The sequence below is a fragment of the Thiocapsa sp. UBA6158 genome (assembly GCF_002423035.1).
In the GTDB taxonomy this organism is placed as follows: domain Bacteria; phylum Pseudomonadota; class Gammaproteobacteria; order Chromatiales; family Chromatiaceae; genus Thiocapsa.
Genome location: NZ_DIUM01000122.1, coordinates 1 through 21,050, shown reverse-complemented (window position 1 = coordinate 21,050; position 21,050 = coordinate 1). Strand labels below are relative to the sequence as shown.

The window sequence follows — 21,050 nt, the reverse complement described above, 5'->3', positions numbered from 1 at the left end:
ACAAGTCGGACAGGCTCCTAGGGCTCCTTTCTGCCCGACCGTCGCTCAGGCGACGAAATCGCGCAGACGAACCGGCCGGCGCCGATCGCCCCAGCGACCCGGCATCGGCTCGAAGACGCCGGCGCAAACCGTCCCGCAGCGGTTGCAACGACCGTCCGCGGTCAGATTCCAGTCCGACAGCCGATACCGGTTGCGGCCGATGAGCTTCTGCCCGCAGCCGTAGCAGTAGGTGCTCTCGCCGTCCTCGTCATGGACGTTGCCGGTATAGGCGTAACGGACGCCGTTCTTGATCGCGATCGCACGTGCGCGGGTCAGGGTCGAGAGCGGGGTCGACGGATACTCGAGCATCTTGTAGTCGGGATGGAAGGCGGTGAAATGCATCGGGACATCGGGACCGAGATGCTCGACCACCCATTGGATCATGGACTCCAGCTCGGCATCCGAGTCGTTCTCCCCGGGAATGAGCAGGGTCGTCAGCTCGACCCAGACCCGGGTCTCGCGCACCAGATATTCCAGCGTATCCAAAACCGGCTGCAGGTGACCGCTGCAGAGCTTGTGATAAAACTCCTCCGTGAAGCCTTTGAGGTCGACATTGGCGGCATCCATCCACTTGAAGAACTCGACCCGTGGCTCCGGGCAGATGTAGCCGGCGGTCACGGCAACCGACTTGATCCCGCGCTCGCGGCACGCCGCGGCCACGTCGATGGCATATTCGTGGAAGATCACCGGGTCATTGTAGGTGTAGGCGACGCTGCGACAGCCCAGCGACGCGGCCGCCAGTGCGATCGTCTCGGGCTCGGCCGCATCGGCGAGCGTATCCATCTCGCGTGACTTGCTCATGTCCCAGTTCTGGCAGAACTTGCAGGTCAAATTGCAGCCGGCGGTCCCGAACGAGAGCACGGGGGTGCCCGGAAGGAAGTGGTTCAACGGTTTCTTCTCGATGGGATCGATACAAAACCCGGATGATCGTCCGTAGGTCGTCAGGACGATCTCCCCGCCTTGGCAGGCCCGCACGAAGCACATGCCGCGCTGCCCTTCCTTGATGCGGCAGAAACGCGGACAGAGGTCACACTGGACGCGACCGTCATCCAAGGCATGCCAGTAACGCGTCGGGACGACGCGATCGATCAGCTCGCCGTTCATCGCAACCTCCTGCTCGGTGTACCTTACAGTGTGGAAGACGCCGGGCCGATTGCAACCCCGGATGAGTTCGGGGTCTCGGGAAAGGTTGCCCGCTTCGCAGGACGCGTCATCCGTGCCGACTATACTTTGCGTATGAGGCGGCGCTCCCCCGAATCCTGTCCCGAGCCGATCCTCATCCGTCAGGAGGCAACAGCGATGTCACTCTCTCGCAGCCCGGCAGTGGCCGGTCTCTTCTATCCGGACGACCCGCGCGTGCTCAAGCGGACGGTAGACGACTATCTCGCCGAGGCGAGTCCGCACGGCGAGCCCCCCAAAGCACTGATCGTCCCGCACGCCGGCTATGTCTACTCCGGCCCCATCGCCGCCACGGCCTATGCCACCCTGGCCCGTGTCCGCGCGAGCGTGCACCGGGTCGTCCTGCTGGGTCCGGCGCATCGCGTACCCCTGCGCGGTCTTGCCGCGAGCAGCGCGGATCGCTTCCTCACGCCGCTCGGCCCGGTGGAGCTGGACCGTGACGCGATCGACCTGGCGCTGACCCTGCCGCAGGTCAGACTGATGGATGCGGCGCATGCCCAAGAACACAGCCTCGAGGTCCAACTGCCCTTCCTGCAGGAGGTCTTGGAGCAGTTCAGCCTGGTCCCCTTCGTGGTGGGCGAGGCCGACCCGGAGGAGGTCGCGGAGGTGCTGGATCTGCTCTGGGGCGGTCCCGAGACCCTGATCGTCATCAGCTCGGACCTCAGCCACTATCACGCCGATGCGGTCGCCCGAGCGTTGGACACGGCCACCTCGGCGGCGATCGAGGCGCTCCGACCGCAGGACATCGGATACGAGCAGGCATGCGGGCGGATCCCGGTCAACGGGCTGCTCGCGGTGGCCCGGCGCCGCGGGATGCAGGCCCGCACGCTGGACCTGCGCAACTCGGGCGACACCGCCGGCTCGCGCGACCAGGTGGTGGGGTACGGTGCCTATGTCTTCCACTGAAACGCATGACATCTATCGGGCCGAGGAGCGGCGGATGCTGTTGGCCGTCGCGGCCCAGTCGATCGAGCACGGGTTGAACCAGGGCCACCCGCTGGAGCCGGATCCGCACGACTATCCGGCCGCGCTCCAAGCCGAGCGTGCAACCTTCGTGACGCTGGAGATCCAGGGCGTGCTGCGCGGCTGCGTCGGTGTGCTGGAGGCAGCTCGACCGCTGGTCCTCGACGTCGCCCGCAACGCCTTTGCCGCAGCCTTCGAGGACCCGCGGTTCCCGCCGCTGACCCGTGCGGAGCTGTCGAGGCTCGACATCCATCTCTCGGTGCTGAGTCCGTCCGAGCCGATGCATTTCCGGTCGGAGTCCGATCTCCTCGGACAGATCCGGCCCGGCATCGACGGGCTGATTCTGGAAGACCAAGGCCGGCGCGGAACCTTCCTGCCGTCGGTCTGGGAGCAGTTGCCGGACCCCGCGGACTTCTTCGAGCAACTGCGCCACAAGGCGGGTCTGCCCTCGCGGTATTGGTCCGAGACCCTCGCGGTCTCGCGCTACACCACGGAATCCTTCGGCGCCCCGATCGCGGAGACCTTCAGCGGATGAGCGTTGCACCACTCGAATCCTCGGCACTCTATCGGCATTGCGACCCTGCGCAGCTCGCACTCGAGACCACCGCCGATCTGGATGTCCGCGACGGCCTGATCGCCCAGGATCGGGCGATTCAGGCCGTGCGTTTCGGTATCGGCATCCGTCACGAGGGCTACAACCTCTTCGCGCTGGGGCCGTCCGGGACGGGTAAATACGCACTGATCCGCAGCGCACTCCAAGAGCGTGCCAAGCATGAGGCCGTGCCCCCCGATTGGTGCTATGTCTTTAATTTCGAAGACGCGCATCGCCCGCGCGCACTGCGTCTGCCACCCGGCAAGGGGACGGAGCTCAAGCGCGACATGGACCAGTTGGTGGAGGATCTGCACCGCGCGATCCAGGGTGTTTTCGAAAGCGACGAGTACCGCACCCGCACCCAGGCGCTCGAAGAAGAGTTGGAAGAGCGCCAAGAGCAGGCGATGAGCCAGATCCGCGAGTTAGCCAAGGAGAAGGACGTCATCCTCCTGCAGACCCCGACCGGCTTTACCCTCGCACCGGTGCGCGACGGCAAACCGCTCGGCCCGAACGAGTTTCACGCCCTCTCCGACGAGGACCGCGCCAGGATCGAGGAGGACATCAACAGCCTGCAAGCGGAGATGCGCAAGGCCCTGCACCAGATGCCGCTCTGGAAGAAGCGCTCCGACGAGCATATCGAAGCGCTCAATCGCGAGATGGCCGCTGCCGCCACTCAAAGCCTGGTCGAGGCCCTCTGCGAGACCTACGACGCACTTCCCGCCGTGGTCGCCTATCTGCGACAGGTGCAGGCGGACGTGGTCGAAAACTTTCGCCAGTTTCTGCCTGAAAGCGACAAACAGCACCCGATGCTCGGCATCTGGATCCCGCCGAACCCCGACGGCCCGCCCTGGCATCAACGCTACCGGATCAACGTGCTCTTGGGGCACGACAAGAACGGCGGCGCCCCGGTCGTCTATGCCGATCTGCCGGCGCATCATCAGTTGGTCGGTCGTATCGAGCACCGCGCCCATCTCGGCGCGTTGGAGACTGACTTCACCATGATCCGCGCCGGCGCGCTGCACCAAGCCAACGGCGGTTATCTGATCGTCGATGCACTCAAGCTGCTGATGCAGCCCTTCGCCTGGGAGACCTTGAAGCGTCTCCTGCAGGCCGCCGAGATCCGCATCGAATCGCTCGCCCAGATCACCAGTCTCATCAGCACACTATCGCTCGAGCCCGAGCCGATCCCGCTGGATGTGAAGGTCGTGATGCTCGGCGAGCGTCACGTCTATTATCTGCTCTGCGAGCTGGATCCGGAGTTCAGCGAGCTCTTCAAGGTCGCAGTCGATTTCGAAGACCAGCTCGTACGCGGCCCGGAGAGTCATTTGGTCTACGCACGCTTCATCGCCTCGGAGGTGCGACGGGCCGGGCTGCATCACTTCGATCGCGGCGCGGTCGCTCGGGTGATCGAGCACAGCGCGCGCCTGGCCGACGACAACGAGCGGCTCACCAGTCACATGCGCTCCATCGGCGACCTGGTGCGCGAGAGCGATTACTGGGCCGGAGCGGACGGCTGCGAGACGGTCGCCGCGGCGCATGTTCAACAGGCCATCGACGCCAAGATCGCGCGCGCCGACCGCATCAGCCGACGGCTGCGCGAAGAGACGACCCGCGGGACCATCCTGATCGAAACCGACGGGGCACGGGTCGGTCAGGTCAACGGGCTCGCGGTCATGAGCCTCGGAGGCTTCGCGTTCGGACACCCCAGCCGGATCACCGCGCGGGTGCGGCTCGGCAAGGGCGAGCTGATCGACATCGAGCGCGAGGTGAAGCTCGGCGGCCCCATCCATTCCAAGGGCGTGCTCATCCTCCAAGGCTTCATCGCCGGGCGCTATGCCCTGGACCATCCGCTGTCGCTCTCGGCGAGCCTGGTCTTCGAGCAGTCCTACGGCGGCATCGAGGGCGACAGCGCCTCCTCGGCCGAGCTCTACGCCCTGCTCTCCGCGCTTGCCGATCTGCCGATCCGCCAGTCGCTTGCGGTGACGGGATCGGTCAATCAGCTCGGCGAGGTCCAGGCGATCGGCGGGGTCAACGAGAAGATCGAGGGCTTCTTCGATACCTGCGCGGCGCGCGGACCGGTCGAGGGTCAGGGTGTTTTGATCCCGGTCTCTAACGTCAAGCATCTGATGCTGCGCGCCGATGTGCGCGAGGCGGTCGCTCAGGGCCGGTTCGCGGTCTACCCGATCGCGAGCATCGACGAAGGGATCGAGATCCTGACCGGGACGCCGGCCGGCGAGCGCGCCTCAGACGGGGGCTTCCCGGAGGGGAGCGTCAACACGCGCGTCGAGGCGCGCCTCATCGGTTTTTCCGAGCGCCTACGCGCCCTGCATGCGCAGGACGGCCAGACCCGAGCGGCGGAGAGCGCCGAGCCATGAGCGCTTCAGATCCGCCCGGACGGATCCGACGCATCGCGGTCGCACTGGACGCCTCCCCGCACAGCCTGCAGGGCTTGGCGTTGGCCGCCGGAATCGCCGCCGCCTTGAATGCCGAGCTGGAGGGCGTATTCGTCGAAGACACCGAGCTGCTGCGTCTTGCCCGGCTTCCCTTTCTGCGCGAGCTGCGGATCGCGACCCTGTGCGAGAGTGCCCTGGACGCCGAAAGGCTCGAACGCGAGCTGCGCGCCGCCGCACGCGGCGTGCGCGAGCGGCTCGAACGCACCGCGAGCGAGCTGGGTGTGGTCTCGTCGTTCCGGGTCTGGCGAGGCGATCTCGAGGCCGAGATCCTGGGTGCCGGGCTCGATGCGGAGCTCTTTGCACTGGGGCGCATCGGACGCTTCGCCCCGCTGCGACGACGCCCGCGACCGACCGCGCCGAGAACGACGTTCGGCGGTCTCGTCGTCGGCGTGCTCTACACCGGGAGCGAGGGGTCGAAGCGCGTCCTCTCGATCGCCTTGGAGCTGGGGATCCGCCATGCTGCAAGTCTCGTCGTCATCCTGCAGCCCGCGACCCACGCGGATGCGGCCACGCTGCGCAACCGCGCCCTCGAGCAGCTCGGACCCGTCCGCGAGCAGACCCGCTTGGTGTCGCTGGAGGCAAGCGATGCCGCGGGTCTCGCAGCGACGCTCCGGAACCTCGGCATGGATCTGCTCGTCCTCGACGAGACCAATCCGCTCCTGACGCGCGCCTCGCTCTGGACCAGTCTGGAGACCCTGGGCTGTCCGGTGGCGATCGGGCGCTGATACACGGATCGATCCGGCGCGCCGACGTTCGGACTTGTGTCCGTCCGGATTGCACTCCAGAGTCGCCCGATGACGTCCAGCGTCGCACTCGACGCAGCCCTGACCACGGCCACCGACGACCGCACCCGCGCGCGTCATCGTCGAGGCCTTCGAGCGCCTCGATGAACGCTATCCACATCTCCCGGATATGGTCACCCGGGGCCATCTGCGCGAAACCGAGCTGCGACTCCAAAAGGAGATCGAGCAGGTTCGAGGAGAGATCGTGCGTTCCAAGGTCGATCGACTCCAGTGGCTCCTCCCGCTGATGTTCGCCCAGCTCGCCGCGATCGCCGCTCTGGTCGAGCTTCTCTGAGAATCAGCCCGTCAAACGCTCCGCAATCCAGGCACGCGCGCGGTCACGCAGCCCGATCGCGGCTTCCCAATCGTCTCCGTCGGGCTGGATAGGCGGGCCGATCAGCACCTCGGCATGCCCGGGACGGGGCGAGAATCTGTCGCCCGGCATCAGCTCGCGCGTCCCCCGCAGGACCACGGGAACGAGGGGCACGCCGGCTTGAGCGGCGGCGGCGAAGGCGCCCATTCGAAAGGGCAAGAGCCCCGGTTGCTCGCGGAAGGTGCCTTCGGGGAAGAATGCCAGGGTCTCGCCGCGGGCCAGCACCTCGTTGATACGGGCGGACTCGGCACTCCCCGCGTGCGGATCGAAGCGGTCGACGAATTTCGCGCCCATCCGCCGCATGAAGGCCGCCACGATCGGCCGCGCGAGTAGCTCGCTCTTGGCGACAAAGCCGATCGGACGCCCCAGCGCCTCCGCCAAGGCGAGACCGTCGAGATAGCTCTGATGATTGGCGACCAGAACAAAGGGGTGTCCGGCGGGCGGTAGATGCTCCCGTCCCGTGACGACGAGTCGTACAAAGGTCAGCCGGCGCAGGAGCCGGATGCCGACCCGTGCCATCGACCATCGCAGACGTGGACTCGGACTCGCCATGATGCCGATCCAGAACCAGGGCGCGATCAGGTAGAACACCGCCCAGGCGTACGCCGCATAGAGTTGCCCCGGCAGGATCAGGATCCGTGCGCGAAGCCCGGACCCCGCGGCCCGCATCAACTGCCAAACCGGACGACGCACCTGCTCGGACAGTTGGCCGGCGAGATAGCGATCCCGCGTGGCGGCGCGTCGCAGCTTGCCGCTCGAGGTCTTGAGCACCGCGCGCGGCGGGACCAGCAGCAGCTCGTCCGGCGGCAGTCCGAGCACATCGGTCGCGCGCTCGCGCAGCTGCCGGGCCAGCTCGGCACGCCGCGCCGGATCACGCTCCTTGCTCTCGGCCAGGATCACCAGCCGCTCGCTGCCCAGCTCCGGGTCTTGCGCCGCGAAGGCGACCACGCAGCCCTTGCGCACGCCGGCGACCTCGCCGAGCGCTTGCTCGACCTCGTAGGGATAGAGATTGCGCCCGCCGCGGATGATGAGATCTTTCACACGTCCAGTCAGATGGATGTCGCCGCCCGCCAGATAGGCGCGATCCCCCGTCGCGTGCCAGCCGTCGTGGATCAGCGCCAGCGTGGCCGCCGGATTTCGATAGTAGCCCCGGGTCGCCGACGGCCCCTGAAACTCGAGCAGACCCTCGTGCCGCTCCGGCCGCTCGTGGCCCGCGTCGTCGACCACGCGCACCCGATAGCCGGGAAGCGCGCGACCGCAGGCCACCACCTCCATCGCCTGCGGATCCTCGCAATCGACCGCCAAGGCATAGCCCGCGCGGGCAAAGCGATCGCGATCGATACAGTCGATCCGAGGCCCGCGCCCGGCCGGAGGAAAGGCCAACCCGACCGCCGCCTCCGCCAGGCCGTAGACAGGCGCAAGCGCCTCGGCACGCAGACCGGCGAGGGCAAAGCGCGCGGCGAAGCGACGCAAGGTTTCAGGACTCACGGGCTCGGCGCCGTTGAGCGCCCAACGCCAGCGGCTCAGATCCAGACCCGCGATCTGGGCCTCGGTAATTCGCGTCAGACAAAGCTCGTAGGCAAAGTTGGGAGCCGCCGAGAGGGTCCCGCCATGGCGATGGATTGCCTCCAGCCAGCGCACCGGACGTGCCAGGAAGGACAGCGGCGACATCGAGATCAGGGGTATGCCGTAGTAGAGACTGCCGAGCCACGCACCGATCAGCCCCATATCGTGATAGAGCGGGAGCCAGCTCACGAAGACGTCGTCCGGCGCAACCTGCACGACCTCGCCCATGGCGCGGATGTTCGCGAGCAGATCCGCATGCGTGAGGACAACACCCTTGGGGTCACCGGTACTGCCGGAGGTGTATTGGAGAAAGGCGATGTCATCGGTCGCGGGACGGGTCCGCGTCTCGCTCGGGGTCTCCTGCTCCAGACCCTCGAGCGTCACGATGCCGCGCAGCGAGCGGACCTGAACCCGCAGGACACGGCCGATGGCCCGCGCCTCGGGGACCGTGATCAGAAAGGCCGCACCGGCGTTGTCGAGGATCCGGGCGTGGCGACGCAGGTGCTCCTCGATCTGCTGAGGTCGGCTCGGCGGGTAGATGGGCACCGGGACGCCGCCGGCCATGAGGACGCCGAAGAAACTGTAGAAGTAGTCCGGCCCTGTCGGAAGCATCAGGGCCACGGTCGCGCCGGGGCGCAATCCGGCGGCCTGCAGACGCGCGGCCACCCGTGCGGCACCCTCGGCGAGCGACCGATAACTGATCGGCTGCGCCCCCGCCTCCGACCCTTCGTAGAGGATGTGGACACGGTCCGGGTGATCTTGCAGGTGGCGATCCAGGACATCCAAAAGGGTCGCGGCAGAGACCGGATGACCCTCGTCTGTCCGCTCGGGAGCGACAGTGAACCCGGCAACGGGACCGCTCTCCGACACCCCGAGCAGCAAGGCCAAAAAGTCTCGGGCAGTCGGCGCCAAGAGCGCCTGTTCCGCGAGTCTCACCCCGAGACCCTTCTCGACCCGCGCGATCAGCTCGGAGCGACTCAGGCTATCGAACCCAAGGTCTGCCTCCAGCCGTGTATCCAGATCGATCCCGTGCGGCAGGTCGGGTACGCGAGACTCGCGCGCAAAGGCCAACAGGATCGATTTCAGTCGCTCGGCGCGCTCGTCGTCCTGCGTCGGTAGCCTCATGGACGATTCCGGATCCTCGAAAGCCTTAAACCGCGCACAGTGCGGGATGCGCTGTTTTTGGATGGGATCGGCCCCGGCAGTGTTGACGACCGCTGGAGACGGCGCGGTTTAAGCGATTAAAAAATAAATTATCTTGACCCGCGTTCCCGCTAAGGGCCGCGGATGCACCAAAGGTCGAACTCACTCGAACGTGAGCATCTCGCTCTGGACGCAGTTTGGATCTTAAGCCTTACAGGACAACCACGCGAGCATAAGCCGCCGGCGAGCGCTCCGAGAAGGTGAAGGGCGACGATGACCCTACCTCGTTTCGCGCTTATCATTGCAGAATCACCGCCATCGCATTTCGAGCCGTCACCGCGCATGCACAGATTTCAACCGACCGAGGAGCACACCACGCGTGTCGACTCCACGCCGCAAGGTGCCGTCGATCTCGGTAGACTGCTCGATGCACTGCCCTGCGGTGCCGTCGTGCTCGACGCAAATCAACGCGTCGCGGCAGCGACCCGAGTCTTCTCGGCCCTCTTGGATTACCCTCAGGGCTTGCCGACGGATCTCGCGTTCGGAGATCTGCTCGAAGAGGCAGACGCATCCCGAGTCGGCGACTTTCTGGCCACGGGCGAGGCCGAGACGACCCAAACCGTGCATCTGCGGACCCGCGAGGGTCACCGCATCGGTACACTCATACACTTCTCGCGCCTCGCTCCCGGCGAGGCGCCCGCTGCGTACGTGCTGGGCATCGTCATCGAGCAGCGGGCCGTCGCGAGCAGCACGGTTCAGTCGGAGCGCCCCGGAGACGAGGCGCAGGCCTTCGCGGGGGTCGCCGACTGGGAGATCGACCTCGCGACGGGTCGCATCCTGGCCTCGCGCACCTGGTACGACATCTGGGGCTTCGCGCCCGACACGGACATCACCCTGGATGCGGTACTGCTGCAGATCCATCCCGACGAGCGCGAACGGGCAAGAGCCAGCGTGCGTCAGGCCATCGAGACCGCCGACCCCTTCCGCTTTCGCCATCGCATCATCCGCCCCGACGGGACGCTGCGTTGGGCGGAGAGCGCCGGCCGCCTCGAGCCCGCGGGCTCGGACGGCGCAGCCAAGCTCTCCGGCGTCGTCCTGGACATCACCCAACGCCGTGCCGCCGAGGAGGCACTGGCACGCTACTACGACATCGTCTCCGCATCTCCCGATCGCATCGCCTTCCTCGACCGCGGCTGCTGCCTGCTCGCCGCGAACGCGGCCTTCCTGACGGCGATCGAACGAACCCGGGAGAGTGCCGTCGGGCGTCCTTTGCAGGAGGTCGAGGGTCAGGGTCCGCTCAGCGATCTCGTGTATCGCAACCTCGGGCGCTGTCTCGACGGGGGACACCCGGTCGTCGACGACATCCGCGAGATCGGCCCGGACGGTCAGGTGCGCGAGTCCGAGGTCAGACTCTTTCCCCATCGCGACGATCGGGACAAGGTGACGGGTATCGTCGTCAACCTCCGCGACGTGACCAGCGTGCGGGACTACGAGCGGCGTCTGCTGCAATCCGCGGTCGTCTACGCCGCCACCTCGGACGGCGTCCTGATGACCGACGCCGCCGGGCGGATCGTCGCCGTCAACGCAGCCTTCAGCCGGATCACGGGCTATGCGGAAGCCGAGGTCCTCGGGCGCAAGCCCAGCCTGCTCAACTCCCATTGGCACACCAAGAGCTTCTTCACCCGCATGTGGCGTCGGCTGATCAAGCAAGGAGTCTGGGAGGGCGACATCTGGAACCGCCGCAAGGACGGGGAGATCTATCTGCAGAAACTGCATATCCGCCGCGTCCTGGATGGCCGCGGCAAGGTGACCAATTTCGTCGGCGTCTTCGCCGAGCGCCTCGCCGCCGCCAACGGCCCGAAGCACGTCGAGTTTCTTGCCCACTACGACCCCTTGACCAAACTGCCCAACCGCCTGTTGTTCGACTCGCGCCTGGCTTACGCGATGGACCCGGCGCGGCGCAATCACACGCCGGTTGCGCTCTTCTTGCTCGACCTCGATCGTTTCGCGAACATCAACGCGAGTCTCGGTCACCAGATCGGCGACGAGCTGCTGCGTGCCGTCGCGCTGCGCCTGCGCGAGACCATTCGCCCCGCCGATACCCTGGCACGCCTGAGCGGAAACCAGTTCGGGCTTCTCTTCGAGGGGATTCAAACCCCCACGGAGGCGCAGGAGATCGCGCAACGCGTGCGCTCGGCCCTGCGGGCCCCGATGACGGTGCGCGGACATCAAGTCTTCGTCACCATGAGCATGGGGATCGCCTTGGAAGCCTGCGCGGGCAACGACAGCGAGGTCATGCTCGAGCATGCTGCAACGGCGCTCGGCAACGTCAAGCAAGGCGGACGCGACGGCTTCCGGATCTATTCCAAACCGCCGGCCGACGCATCGACAGCGCGTCAGCGCCTGACCGACATGCTGCGTGTCGGGCTCGAGACAGGCGAATTCGACCTGCTCTTTCAGCCGCGCGTGCATCTGGAGACGGGGCGTTGGCCGGGCCCCGAGGTTCGGGTGCGCTGGCACCAACCCGAGTTGGGGCTGGTCGGGCACGAACGGCTCTTGGCGTTGGCCGAATCCGGCGGCATGACAGTCGACCTGGGTCAGTGGATCCTCGCCGAGGCATGCCGTCAGTTGCGGGACTGGAGCCTCGGAGGAACGCCGATCGGGATCCTTGCCGTGAGCATCTCGGAGACCCAGCTGACGCGTTTCGATCTGGTCGGGTCACTCGAGCGGCTGCTCAGCACCAACGCAATCGACCCCGCGCGCCTCGAGCTGAGCTTCACCGAGTCACTCCTGTTCAAGCACCCGGAGCAGGCCCGCGAGGTCCTGGACGGATTGCACCGACTCGGCGTGGGCGTGACCCTAAACGAGGTCGGCACGAGCTGGCTTGCGCCGTCGGTTCTGCGGCGGCTTCCAATCCGCAGGCTTACGATTCATCGCAGCCTCGTGGACGCCATGACGGACTCGCCGGACGATCTGGCTGTTGTCCAGTCCCTGATCGCCATGGCCCAAGCACTGGACATCGACGTCACCGCAGACGGGGTGCGCGACGACCGCCAGCGTTTCATCCTGCTCAACATCGGCTGTCTGGAGGCGCAGGGCGACCTTTTCGCCCCGCCGCTGACGACGCCCCGTTACGAGAGCTGTCTGCTCCAAGTCTCGCCCCCCCCGCACGACGCACCCGTGGAGCCTCGCCTCACCCTCGGGTGACGGTCTAATCGCACCTTGCGACACCCGGGCATGACGTGTCTAATCCAGACCCAATGTCCCGGAAAGAGCCCAGGCCCATGTCTGTCCCCGACCTGGCACCCTTACTCGAGCAGTCGGGTTTGGTCGATGCCTATACGCCCTTACCCGAGCGCTACGACGAGATGCGCACGGCCGAGGGCGAGGTGCGCCCGCACTGGCAATACGTTCTCGATGCCTTGCGCACGCTCGGGCCGAGCGGCATCGAGGCACGTTGGCGCGAGGCGACCCGCATGGTCCGCGACAACGGCGTCACCTACAATCTCAACGCCGAGCCGCGGGGCATGTCCCGCCCCTGGGAGTTGGATCTGCTGCCGCTGCTCATTCGCAGCGAGGAATGGGCCGAGCTCGAGCGTGGATTGATTCAGCGTGCCGACCTGCTCAATCAGATCCTGCTCGACCTCTACGGGCCCCGCAAGCTGATCCGCAGCGGTCTCTTGCCGGCTGATCTGTTCGACGCCAGCCCCAAGTTTCTGCTCCCCTGTCACGGTGTGGAGGTCGCAGGCCATCGCCCCTTGATCCAGTATGCGGCCGATCTGACCCGCACGCCGGACGGTCACTGGCGGATCATTGGCGACCGCACACAGAGTCCGCTCGGGTTCGGCTATGCGCTCGAGAACCGCGTCGTCCTCTCGCGCGTGCTGCCCAGCATGTTCCGCGACTCGCATGTGCATCGCCTCGCCGGGTTCTTCCGCTCGATCCGGCGCACCTTGACGCGCCTGGCTCCCCGACGTGCCGAGCATGCGCGCGTGGTCGTCCTCACCCCGGGGCCGGAGAACGAGGCCTATTTCGAGCACGCCTATCTGGCCAACTATCTCGGTTTCACGCTCGTGCAGGGCGGGGATCTCTCGGTGCGCGACGGGGCGCTCTGGCTGAGGACACTCGGCCGGCTCGAGCGCATCGATGCCGTCCTGCGGCGCGTCGACGACAGCTGGTGCGACCCGCTGGAACTGCGCGAAGACTCCTTCCTCGGCGTGCCGGGTTTGGTCCAGGCCGTGCGTGCCGGCAACCTGGTGATCGCCAACGCGTTGGGAAGCGGCATCCTCGAGCACCCGGCGCTCCCGACCTTTCTGCCGAGTCTGTGCCGAGAGCTGCTCGGCGAGGAGCTGCAGATCCCGGATATTCCGACCTGGTGGTGCGGCGATCCGGAGTCGCTGGTCCAGGTTTCGGACCGTCTCGATCAGCTCGTCATCAAGCCCCTGAACAAAGGCCGCGGTCAGCGTTGCCTCTTCCCCGACACCATGGATGCGCCCGCCCGCGCAGCGCTGCTCCAGGCCATCCGGGAACGCCCCGACAGCTACATCGCGCAGGAACGGGTGAATCCATCGAGCGCGCCTGCGCTGATCGGCCGGCACCTCGAACCCAGGCCCAGCGTGCTGCGGACCTTTTTGACCGCCGAGGAGGAGGGCTACGCGGTCATGCCCGGCGGACTCGGGCGGGTCACCCCGACCAGCGATGCCGCGCTGAACTCCAACCAGCTCGGCGGGCTGGCGAAGGACGTCTGGGTCGTCGCCTCCGAGCCCGAGCGCCAGGAAAGCCTGCTGGTTACGACCGAGATGCACACGCCCGCGGTCACGCAGGAGAGCGAGGTCTCCAGTCGGGTCGCCGACAATCTCTTCTGGATCGGTCGCTATGCCGAGCGTGCCGAGGGGCTGGTGCGGCTGCTGCGGATCACCATCTTCAAGCTCTCCGAGCGCAGCGATTATGCCGCCTCGACGGGCGACTCCTGCTGTCTGCGCTCGCTCATGGAGGCGCTGACCAATCAGACCCAGTCGTTCCCCGGCTTCATCGGGGCCGGCGCGGCCGAGCGTCTGCGCAATCCCGTGCCCGAAATGCTCTCGCTCATCTCCGATCCGGCACGCCTGGGCGGTCTCCCGCAAACGCTCCAGGCCCTGGGGCAAGCCGCCTACTCGGTCCGCGACCGTCTCTCCGCCGACACCTGGCGCATCGTGAGCGACATCGAGGCGCATCTCGGCAATCTCACCCATGAACCACCCGGTCAGCTCTCGCTCGCGCTCGACGAGCTGGATCCCCTGATCACCTCGTTGGTGGCCTTCTCGGCACTGACCCAGGAGAACATGACCCACAACGAAGGCTGGCACTTCCTCGAGATCGGACGCCGTCTCGAGCGCGCTTCCTCCACCGCGAGCCTCCTGCGGTCGATGTTGGTTCCGATCGCCGGCGAGCAGGACGAAAACATGGTCATCGAGGCGGTTCTGGGCGTGACCGACAGCCTCATCACCTACCGCCGACGCTATCGCGCCGGCACCCGGATCGGCGCACTCCTGGACCTGGTCTTTCAGGACGAGGGCAACCCGCGCGCCCTCGCCTATCAGCTCGTGCAGCTCGAACGTCTGATCTCCGAGCTGCCGCGCGCCGACATGACCGTCGGGCGAACGGCGGTCGAGAAGCACGTCCTCAAGGGTCTCACCGGCATCCGCCTTGCCGAAATCGACACCCTGGTCCAACCGGACAAGGCAGGCGCACGCCGCGCCGCGCTCGCCGCCATGCTGGCCGATCTGGATCGACAAAGCGCCGCCATCTCGGACGCCATCACGGCCCAGTATTTCAGGCACGAAGAGCAGCCGCACAGCCTCTTGCGCCGAGCCGCAGCGCGGAGCGACTCGTGAGACTTCGGATCAATCACGTCACCCGCTACGAATATGCCGAGCCGGTCTCGCTGTGCCACAGCATCGCGCATCTGAAGCCACCCCAGACGGCGCGCCAGCGCTGTCTGTCCAGTCATATCCGGGTCGATCCCTGGCCTGCCGTTCATCGCGAGCACGAGGATTTCTTCGGCAACCGGGTGAGTTATTTTTCGATCCAGCAGGCCCACGATGCACTCGAGGTGCGCGCCCAGAGCGAGGTCGAAGTACTCGCCCCGACCTTGCCGAAGCCCGAGGCGACGCAGCCTTGGGAGCGGATCGTCGATCGCTTGCACGATCGCTACGACGAGCCCATGACCAACCTGCGGATCTTTACCCTCCCCTCGCCGCTCGTGCCGCCGGATGCCGACGCGCGCGCCTACGCCGCCGAATCCTTCGCACCGGGGCGCCCGATCCTGGAGGCGACGATCGAGCTGATGGGACGCATCTATCGCGACTTCGTCTACGACCCGACCTCCACGACCATCGCCACACCGCTTGCCGAGGTGATGGAGCAGCGCAAGGGTGTCTGTCAGGATTTTGCACACGTCGCGATCGCCGGTCTGCGCGGACTCGGACTCGCGACCCGCTATGTCAGCGGCTATCTGGAAACACTCCCGCCGCCGGGCCAGGTCAAGCTCCAAGGCGCCGACGCCTCGCATGCCTGGTTTTCGGTGCTCATTCCCAATCTGGGCTGGATCGATTTCGACCCCACCAACGATCAGATCCCCGGCGAGCAGCACATCACGACCGCCGTCGGTCGCGATTTTCAGGACGTCACGCCGTTGCGCGGGATCTTCTACGGCGGGGGATCCCACGAGCTGCGGGTGGCTGTGGATGTGAATCGCGTGCCGCCTGAGGGCAGCGAGGCATCCGATGTCGAGGAGCCACCGACCGCCAGCCCCCAGCCTCCGGCATCGGCTCCGTCGTCCCAGTCGCAGAGTGGATGAATTCCGCCTGTCCGCTGCCGGCCTATTTCGTCGACGCGGCGGTCGATTCAGCCCGATACCGGGCAGCCAGCCGCACATAATTCTCCGCCGCATACTCGAGATACGCGCGCTCGCGATCCGTCAGCGCCCGCACCCGACGCGCCGGCGCACCGAGCCAAAGCCAGCCGCCCTCCAGGACCTGACCCGGCGTCACCAAAGATCCGGCACCGAGCAACGTGAAGGGCTCGAGCACCGCACGATCGAGCACCCGAGCACCGATTCCGATCAGACAGTGATGCCGGATCTCGCACCCGTGCAGGACCACCTGATGACCGACGGTGACATCCTCGTGAACGATCAGCGGCGCCCCTCCGGGCATGAAGCGGCTGTCGTGCGAGACATGCAGAACGCTCCCGTCCTGAATGTTGGTCCGTGCGCCGATCTCGATGCGATGGATGTCCCCGCGGATCACGCATCCGGGCCAGACGGACGCACCCGCGCCGAGCGTCACCTCGCCGATCACGACCGCGGTCTCGTCGACCCAAGCGGTCGCATCGATCATCGGATGCTTCTCTTCGAACGAACGGATGTGCATCATGGCTATCGGCTTTGGATTCGACTCGGTATGACATGATCCCAGATCCGGCAGTTGGCCGCTTCGTGCTGCATGCACGGTCTCGACGGTCTTGACGATCGCGCTCCTCCGAGGGCTCACCGGTTGGGTGAAGGCCGTTCAACTGCCGGATCTGGGATGATCGAACCAGGCCAGGGCCGCGGTCTCGAAGAAGGCGATCGAGACATTGGCCGCGCGCTCCCATGAGCTGACCCATGCACCCGGCACCGGACGCGCGCTCGGCCGGGGAAGGTGTTCCGGGGTGGACCGGGCACCCGGCTCCCGGGACCGAGACAGCTCCGAATCCCCGTGGATCGGCACGGCCTCGGGAAGCCCGCAGTGATACTCGAGCGTGCCGTCGTCCAACCAAACCGCATGCCCCCCGAGCCGTTTGGCCAGAGCGCGCATCCCTTCGTTGTCGGCGAGGACCTCGCAGCGGAAACGGCGAATCCCCTGCTCCCGCGCCTCGGCGATCAAATGCTCCAGCAAAGCGGCCCCCACGCCGTTGCCTTGGACCCGATCCACGACGGCCATCGCCAGCTCCGCCGTCTCCGATGCGGGCGTGGTGCGGATGCACCGAGCCATGCCGAGTACATCGGCGTTCTCTCCCGATACAGACCGGCGGACCGCCGCGAAGGCGAGATGGTCGCGCCCGTCCGCACCTGTCAAATACGCCAGATCCGCTTCGGTCAAGACGCGCTTCGCACCGAAAAACCGTAATCGGCGCGACGCATCCGAAAGACCCTCGAAACAGGCGGTGACGATCGCAGGATCGTCTCCGTCGATCGGACGAATCCGACAATAGGTACCGTCCTTCAGACGCACGGCCTCCCCGCCGGGCGAGGCTCGTCTGCGGGCACATTCGATACTGAAACTCATGGCCAGGTTCTCCGGATTCTCGACGCACCGACCCGGCCGGGCCTCCCGGCCGATCTTCGCGACCGATACCGGACATCCGAGCCGCTTTTTGTGCACTGCAACATAAGATGGCGGTGCGCAGCAATGGTTCAATCCAGACCGCCAAGACGACAGTGCATACCCGGTCGGAGGCGAAAGCCCACCTGCGCCCGGGATCATGCACAATAGGCGTCTCGGAAGACGCAGAGGCGAGGACGCGCATGAGCAAACGATTCCCTTTCACCTGGGCTGCGGCGGGCCTCGGCTTGGTCCTCGCGCTCGTGCTTGGGTTGGGCGAAGGCCCGGGCCGCGGGATGCCCTTGCTCACCCGACTCTTCATCGGCGAGTTCGGTTTTCTGATCACCGCCGCCGGCGCCTTTTGGGGCTTCAAGCACCGCCGCAGCCAAGGCGCCGAGATCGCGACCCTGATCGCGGCACTCGCCTGTATCGCCTTGGCCGTGGCCTTCCTGGTGATGGGAATCGGGCTCTGGACCGAAACCTTCGGCGACACCTCCGCCGCACTGCACCCGGGTCCCGTCGGCAGGCTCGGGTTGATCCTCGGATGATCGGACTCCTCCGCTGGAGCATCGGTCTGCTCCTGATCGCGGCGATCGGTCTCGGCGCCGTCTTGGTCTTCGATCGCGCTCCGCGCGTGCCCCAAGATACGACCTTGACCGAGACGCAGCGCACCTGGGCCAGAGGCTGGCTCGCCGCCAATCGGCCGCGGGGTCTGCGCGAAGGCGAGCAAGCCGTACTGACGCTCTCGCAGACAGAGGCCAACCTGCTCGCAAACCATCTGGTCGATCTCCTCGGCGAAGGGCGCGCGCACGTCGCACTGGAGGACGGTCGCGCGCGACTCTCGGCCTCCCTCGCACTGCCCTGGGATCCGCAGCACAGCTTCGTCAACCTTGAGCTGGCCTTGGTGCAAGACGCGCCTCTGCCGCGTGTGGAGCAGGCGCGTCTTGCCGGTCTCCCGCTCCCGGTCGGGCTGTTTCAGTCGCTCGTCGGGCGCTTCGTCACGGCACTCGATCACGCGGATGTCGTGGAGCAGGTGCGTTTGGAGGCCGACCGCATCCAGGTCAGCTATGCCTGGCGAGACGGCATCCTGGAGGATATCGGCAGCGGTCTGGTCCCGCGGATCGAGCTCGATCGCATGCTCGGCTACCAGGCGGCCCTGGCCGCCTATATCGAGACCCGACCAGCCCGTCGACCGATCGAGCTCGCCGATCTGCTCTCGCACCTGCTGAGCGTGGAACCCGCCATGACCCCGGCCACGCAGCCCGATGCCGACCCGATCGCGCGCAATCGCGCCGTCATCCTGGTGCTCGCCGCCTATGTGAACGGCAAGGGCCTGCCCGACCGAGGCGTCACGGGCGCACCGGCAAACCGACCTCGTCGAGATGCGGTACTGCTGCAGGGGCGCCGCGATCTCGCACAGCATTTCATGACGTCGGCCGCCCTGGCCGCGAAGGGCGGCGGGATGCTGTCGAATCTGGTGGGTCTCCTCAAGGAGGCCAGCGACGCCAAGCGCGGCAGCGGCTACAGCTTCGCGGACCTCGCCGCCAATCGCGCGGGCGTGCGTTTTGCCCAACTCGCCACGGGCAATCCGACGGACGCCCGCGCGCTGCGGATGTTCGCCCGTCGCGGTATGAGCGAGAACGATTTCATGCCGCCGATCGATGGCCTACCCGAGGGCCTCTCCGAGCGTAACTTCAAAGCCGACTTCGGCGAGGCGCAGAGTACCGCCTATCGGCGCATGATCACCCTGATCGACGGCCGGATCGATACACGCCCTCTGTTTCGCGAGCCGCCGAGCTGAGGGGACGCGCAGGCTCGCCGACGGCGGGTCTTCATGGCAACCAGAGCGTTGCGACGTGCTTTTCAGGCTGGAGCCCCGGGGCGCTCTTCGCGTACCCTGCACCTTGATGAAATCACGATGCCCGAGTCTTCCGACAAGGCCGAATCCATGATCATCCTCCTCCTGCATCTGTTCATCCAAGTCGGACTGGTCGTGCGTGTGCTGTTGCGGCCGAATCGGCAGCCGGCGTCCCGGATCGCTTGGGTGGTGGTCATCCTGGCGGTTCCTGTGGTCGGGGCAGTCGCTTATCTCCTGCTCGGAGAGGTCAATCTCGGGCGACATCGCGGCGAGCGCATGCGCCGTATCTTTTCGCAGGTTCCCGAGTTTGCGAATGATTTCGACCGCAAGCTCGCGCCGCCCGAGATCCCGGACACCTATCGCCACCTCTTTCGACTCGGGGCATCCATCAGCGGCTTTGCCCCGGTCGGCGGAAACCGGGCGACCCTGATGGCGGACTCCAACGCCGCGATCGACGCCATGGTCGCGGACATCGACGCCGCAACCGATCACGTCCACCTGAACTTCTATATCTGGCTACCCGACAACAACGGGCTGTCGATGGTCGCGGCCTTGGAGCGTGCGGCCGAGCGCGGCGTCACCTGTCGCGCCATGGCGGACGATCTGGGCTCGCGCCGGCTGATCCGTTCGATCCATTGGAAGCGGATGGCCGACGCGGGCGTTCACCTGGCGCGCGCGCTGCCGATCATCAACCCCTTGCTGCGCCCGCTCGGAGGCCGCATCGACCTGCGCAACCACCGCAAGATCCTGGTGATCGACGACAGCATCACCTATTGCGGCAGCCAGAACTGCGCCGATCCCGAGTTCCGCATCAAGGCCAAATATGCCCCCTGGGTCGACGCCATGATGCGCTTCGAGGGACCGATCGCACGCCAGAATCAGATCCTGTTCGCGAGCGATTGGCTGGCGCATGTGGACGACGGGATCGACGCACTGCTGCGCCGTCCCGTGCAGGCGGGGAGCGAGGGATTCGCGGCGCAGGTGATCGGCACCGGGCCGACGGTGCGCGCCTCGGCGATGCCCGAGCTCTTCGCGTCCTTGATCTACAGCGCACGCAAGGAGCTGGTGATTTCGACACCTTACTATGTCCCCGACGAAGCCATGCAGAGCGCACTTTGCGGGGCGGCCTATCGGGGTGTGAAGACCAGCATCGTCTTTCCGGCCCGCAACGATTCGTTCGTCGTGGGCGCGACCAGCCGGAGCTATTACGCCGATCTGCTCGCCGCCGGGGTACGGATCTTCGAGTTCGAAGGCGGACTCCTGCACACCAAGTCATTGACGCTGGACGGGGCGATCACCCTGATCGGCTCGGCCAACATGGACCGGCGCAGCTTCGAGCTGAACTTCGAGAACAACATCCTGGTCTACGATCCGACGCTCACGGCGACCATGCGCGAGCGCCAGGACAGCTATATCGCCCGATCCCGCCCCGTCGACGCCAAGACGGTCGCGGCTTGGGGGCCGGGACGGCGACTCCTGAACAACAGCATCGCCATGCTGGGGCCGATTCTCTAAACCGCGCCCGGCGCGCCATGCGGTGTTCTTGGATGGGATCGGCCCCGGCAGACTTAACGACCGTTGGAGTCGGTGCGGTTTAGAATACTAGAAGGTGATTAGCGTCGTTCCTCAGCCAGGTCATTTCACGCCGTGCGGACGGCGCCCTGGCGCAGCCATTTCTCGGGGCTGGGCGGGGTGCGGACGCTGGCATGGAGGAGTCGCCCGACCAGCGAGGGCAGATCGAAGCGGCGGTTCAGGCG

The 21,050-nt window shown here is 66.5% G+C and carries 14 protein-coding genes and 1 pseudogene; 11 read left to right on the top strand and 4 right to left on the bottom strand.

Features of this window, described 5'->3' with window-relative positions:
• Positions 1-45: 45 nt before the first annotated feature.
• The gene (amrS, locus tag B4N44_RS16640; RefSeq protein WP_296703152.1) at positions 46-1,143 is read right to left on the bottom strand and encodes an AmmeMemoRadiSam system radical SAM enzyme; all 1,098 of its coding nucleotides are present in this window, start codon (positions 1,141-1,143) and stop codon (positions 46-48) included.
• Between the two features lie 195 nt (positions 1,144-1,338).
• Between amrS and amrB the strand changes: the two genes are divergently transcribed.
• The 5 genes and pseudogenes from amrB (at position 1,339) to B4N44_RS16615 (ending at position 6,303) form a co-directional block, all read left to right on the top strand.
• A complete protein-coding gene (gene amrB / locus B4N44_RS16635; protein WP_296703151.1) occupies positions 1,339-2,124 on the top strand; it encodes an AmmeMemoRadiSam system protein B in 786 nt (261 codons plus the stop codon).
• A complete protein-coding gene (gene amrA / locus B4N44_RS16630) occupies positions 2,111-2,716 on the top strand; it encodes an AmmeMemoRadiSam system protein A (RefSeq protein WP_296703148.1) in 606 nt (201 codons plus the stop codon). The genes amrB and amrA overlap by 14 nt, the downstream gene beginning before the upstream one ends.
• Positions 2,713-5,148 carry a Lon protease family protein gene (locus B4N44_RS16625; protein WP_296703146.1) on the top strand — a complete coding sequence of 812 codons (2,436 nt, stop codon included), beginning with the start codon at positions 2,713-2,715 and terminating at the stop codon, positions 5,146-5,148. The genes amrA and B4N44_RS16625 overlap by 4 nt, the downstream gene beginning before the upstream one ends.
• On the top strand, positions 5,145-5,951 hold the full coding sequence (locus B4N44_RS16620; protein ID WP_296703143.1) for a hypothetical protein: 807 nt from the start codon (positions 5,145-5,147) through the stop codon (positions 5,949-5,951). The genes B4N44_RS16625 and B4N44_RS16620 overlap by 4 nt, the downstream gene beginning before the upstream one ends.
• A gap of 69 nt (positions 5,952-6,020) precedes the next feature.
• Positions 6,021-6,303 (top strand): annotated as a pseudogene (locus tag B4N44_RS16615) (DUF1640 domain-containing protein).
• Positions 6,304-6,306: 3 nt separating this feature from the next.
• On the opposite strand, the gene B4N44_RS16610 reads toward B4N44_RS16615, so the two are convergent.
• Positions 6,307-9,072, bottom strand: coding sequence for an AMP-binding protein (locus B4N44_RS16610; RefSeq protein ID WP_296703141.1), 2,766 nt, complete (start codon positions 9,070-9,072; stop codon positions 6,307-6,309).
• A 360-nt stretch (positions 9,073-9,432) separates the two neighbouring features.
• Here B4N44_RS16610 and B4N44_RS16605 point away from each other — a divergent pair, with 360 nt between their 5' ends.
• The 3 genes from B4N44_RS16605 to B4N44_RS16595 all read left to right on the top strand — a co-directional run bounded on the left by B4N44_RS16605 (position 9,433) and on the right by B4N44_RS16595 (position 15,928).
• Positions 9,433-12,297, top strand: a complete 2,865-nt coding sequence (locus tag B4N44_RS16605; RefSeq protein ID WP_296703140.1) for an EAL domain-containing protein — start codon at positions 9,433-9,435, stop codon at positions 12,295-12,297.
• A 77-nt stretch (positions 12,298-12,374) separates the two neighbouring features.
• Positions 12,375-14,963 (top strand): circularly permuted type 2 ATP-grasp protein, encoded by a 2,589-nt coding sequence (locus tag B4N44_RS16600; RefSeq protein ID WP_296703138.1) that lies wholly within the window; start codon positions 12,375-12,377, stop codon positions 14,961-14,963.
• Complete coding sequence (locus tag B4N44_RS16595) at positions 14,960-15,928, top strand: transglutaminase family protein (protein ID WP_296703135.1); 969 nt, start codon at positions 14,960-14,962, stop codon at positions 15,926-15,928. The genes B4N44_RS16600 and B4N44_RS16595 overlap by 4 nt, the downstream gene beginning before the upstream one ends.
• A 22-nt stretch (positions 15,929-15,950) precedes the next feature.
• On the opposite strand, the gene B4N44_RS16590 is transcribed toward B4N44_RS16595, so the two are convergent.
• Entirely contained in the window at positions 15,951-16,505 is a 555-nt protein-coding gene (locus tag B4N44_RS16590) for a gamma carbonic anhydrase family protein (protein ID WP_296703133.1), read from the bottom strand.
• A gap of 135 nt (positions 16,506-16,640) precedes the next feature.
• Positions 16,641-17,399 carry a GNAT family N-acetyltransferase gene (locus tag B4N44_RS16585; protein WP_296703130.1) on the bottom strand — a complete coding sequence of 253 codons (759 nt, stop codon included), beginning with the start codon at positions 17,397-17,399 and terminating at the stop codon, positions 16,641-16,643.
• 239 nt (positions 17,400-17,638) lie between these two features.
• Here B4N44_RS16585 and B4N44_RS16580 point away from each other — a divergent pair, with 239 nt between their 5' ends.
• From B4N44_RS16580 to cls, 3 genes are all read left to right on the top strand, one after another.
• Entirely contained in the window at positions 17,639-17,983 is a 345-nt protein-coding gene (locus B4N44_RS16580; RefSeq protein ID WP_296703128.1) for a hypothetical protein, read from the top strand.
• On the top strand, positions 17,980-19,236 hold the full coding sequence (locus B4N44_RS16575; RefSeq protein ID WP_296703125.1) for a hypothetical protein: 1,257 nt from the start codon (positions 17,980-17,982) through the stop codon (positions 19,234-19,236). Before B4N44_RS16580 ends, B4N44_RS16575 begins: the two co-directional genes overlap by 4 nt.
• Before the next feature lie 117 nt (positions 19,237-19,353).
• The gene (gene cls, locus B4N44_RS16570) at positions 19,354-20,808 is read left to right on the top strand and encodes a cardiolipin synthase (RefSeq protein WP_296703124.1); all 1,455 of its coding nucleotides are present in this window, start codon (positions 19,354-19,356) and stop codon (positions 20,806-20,808) included.
• Positions 20,809-21,050 lie beyond the last annotated feature (242 nt).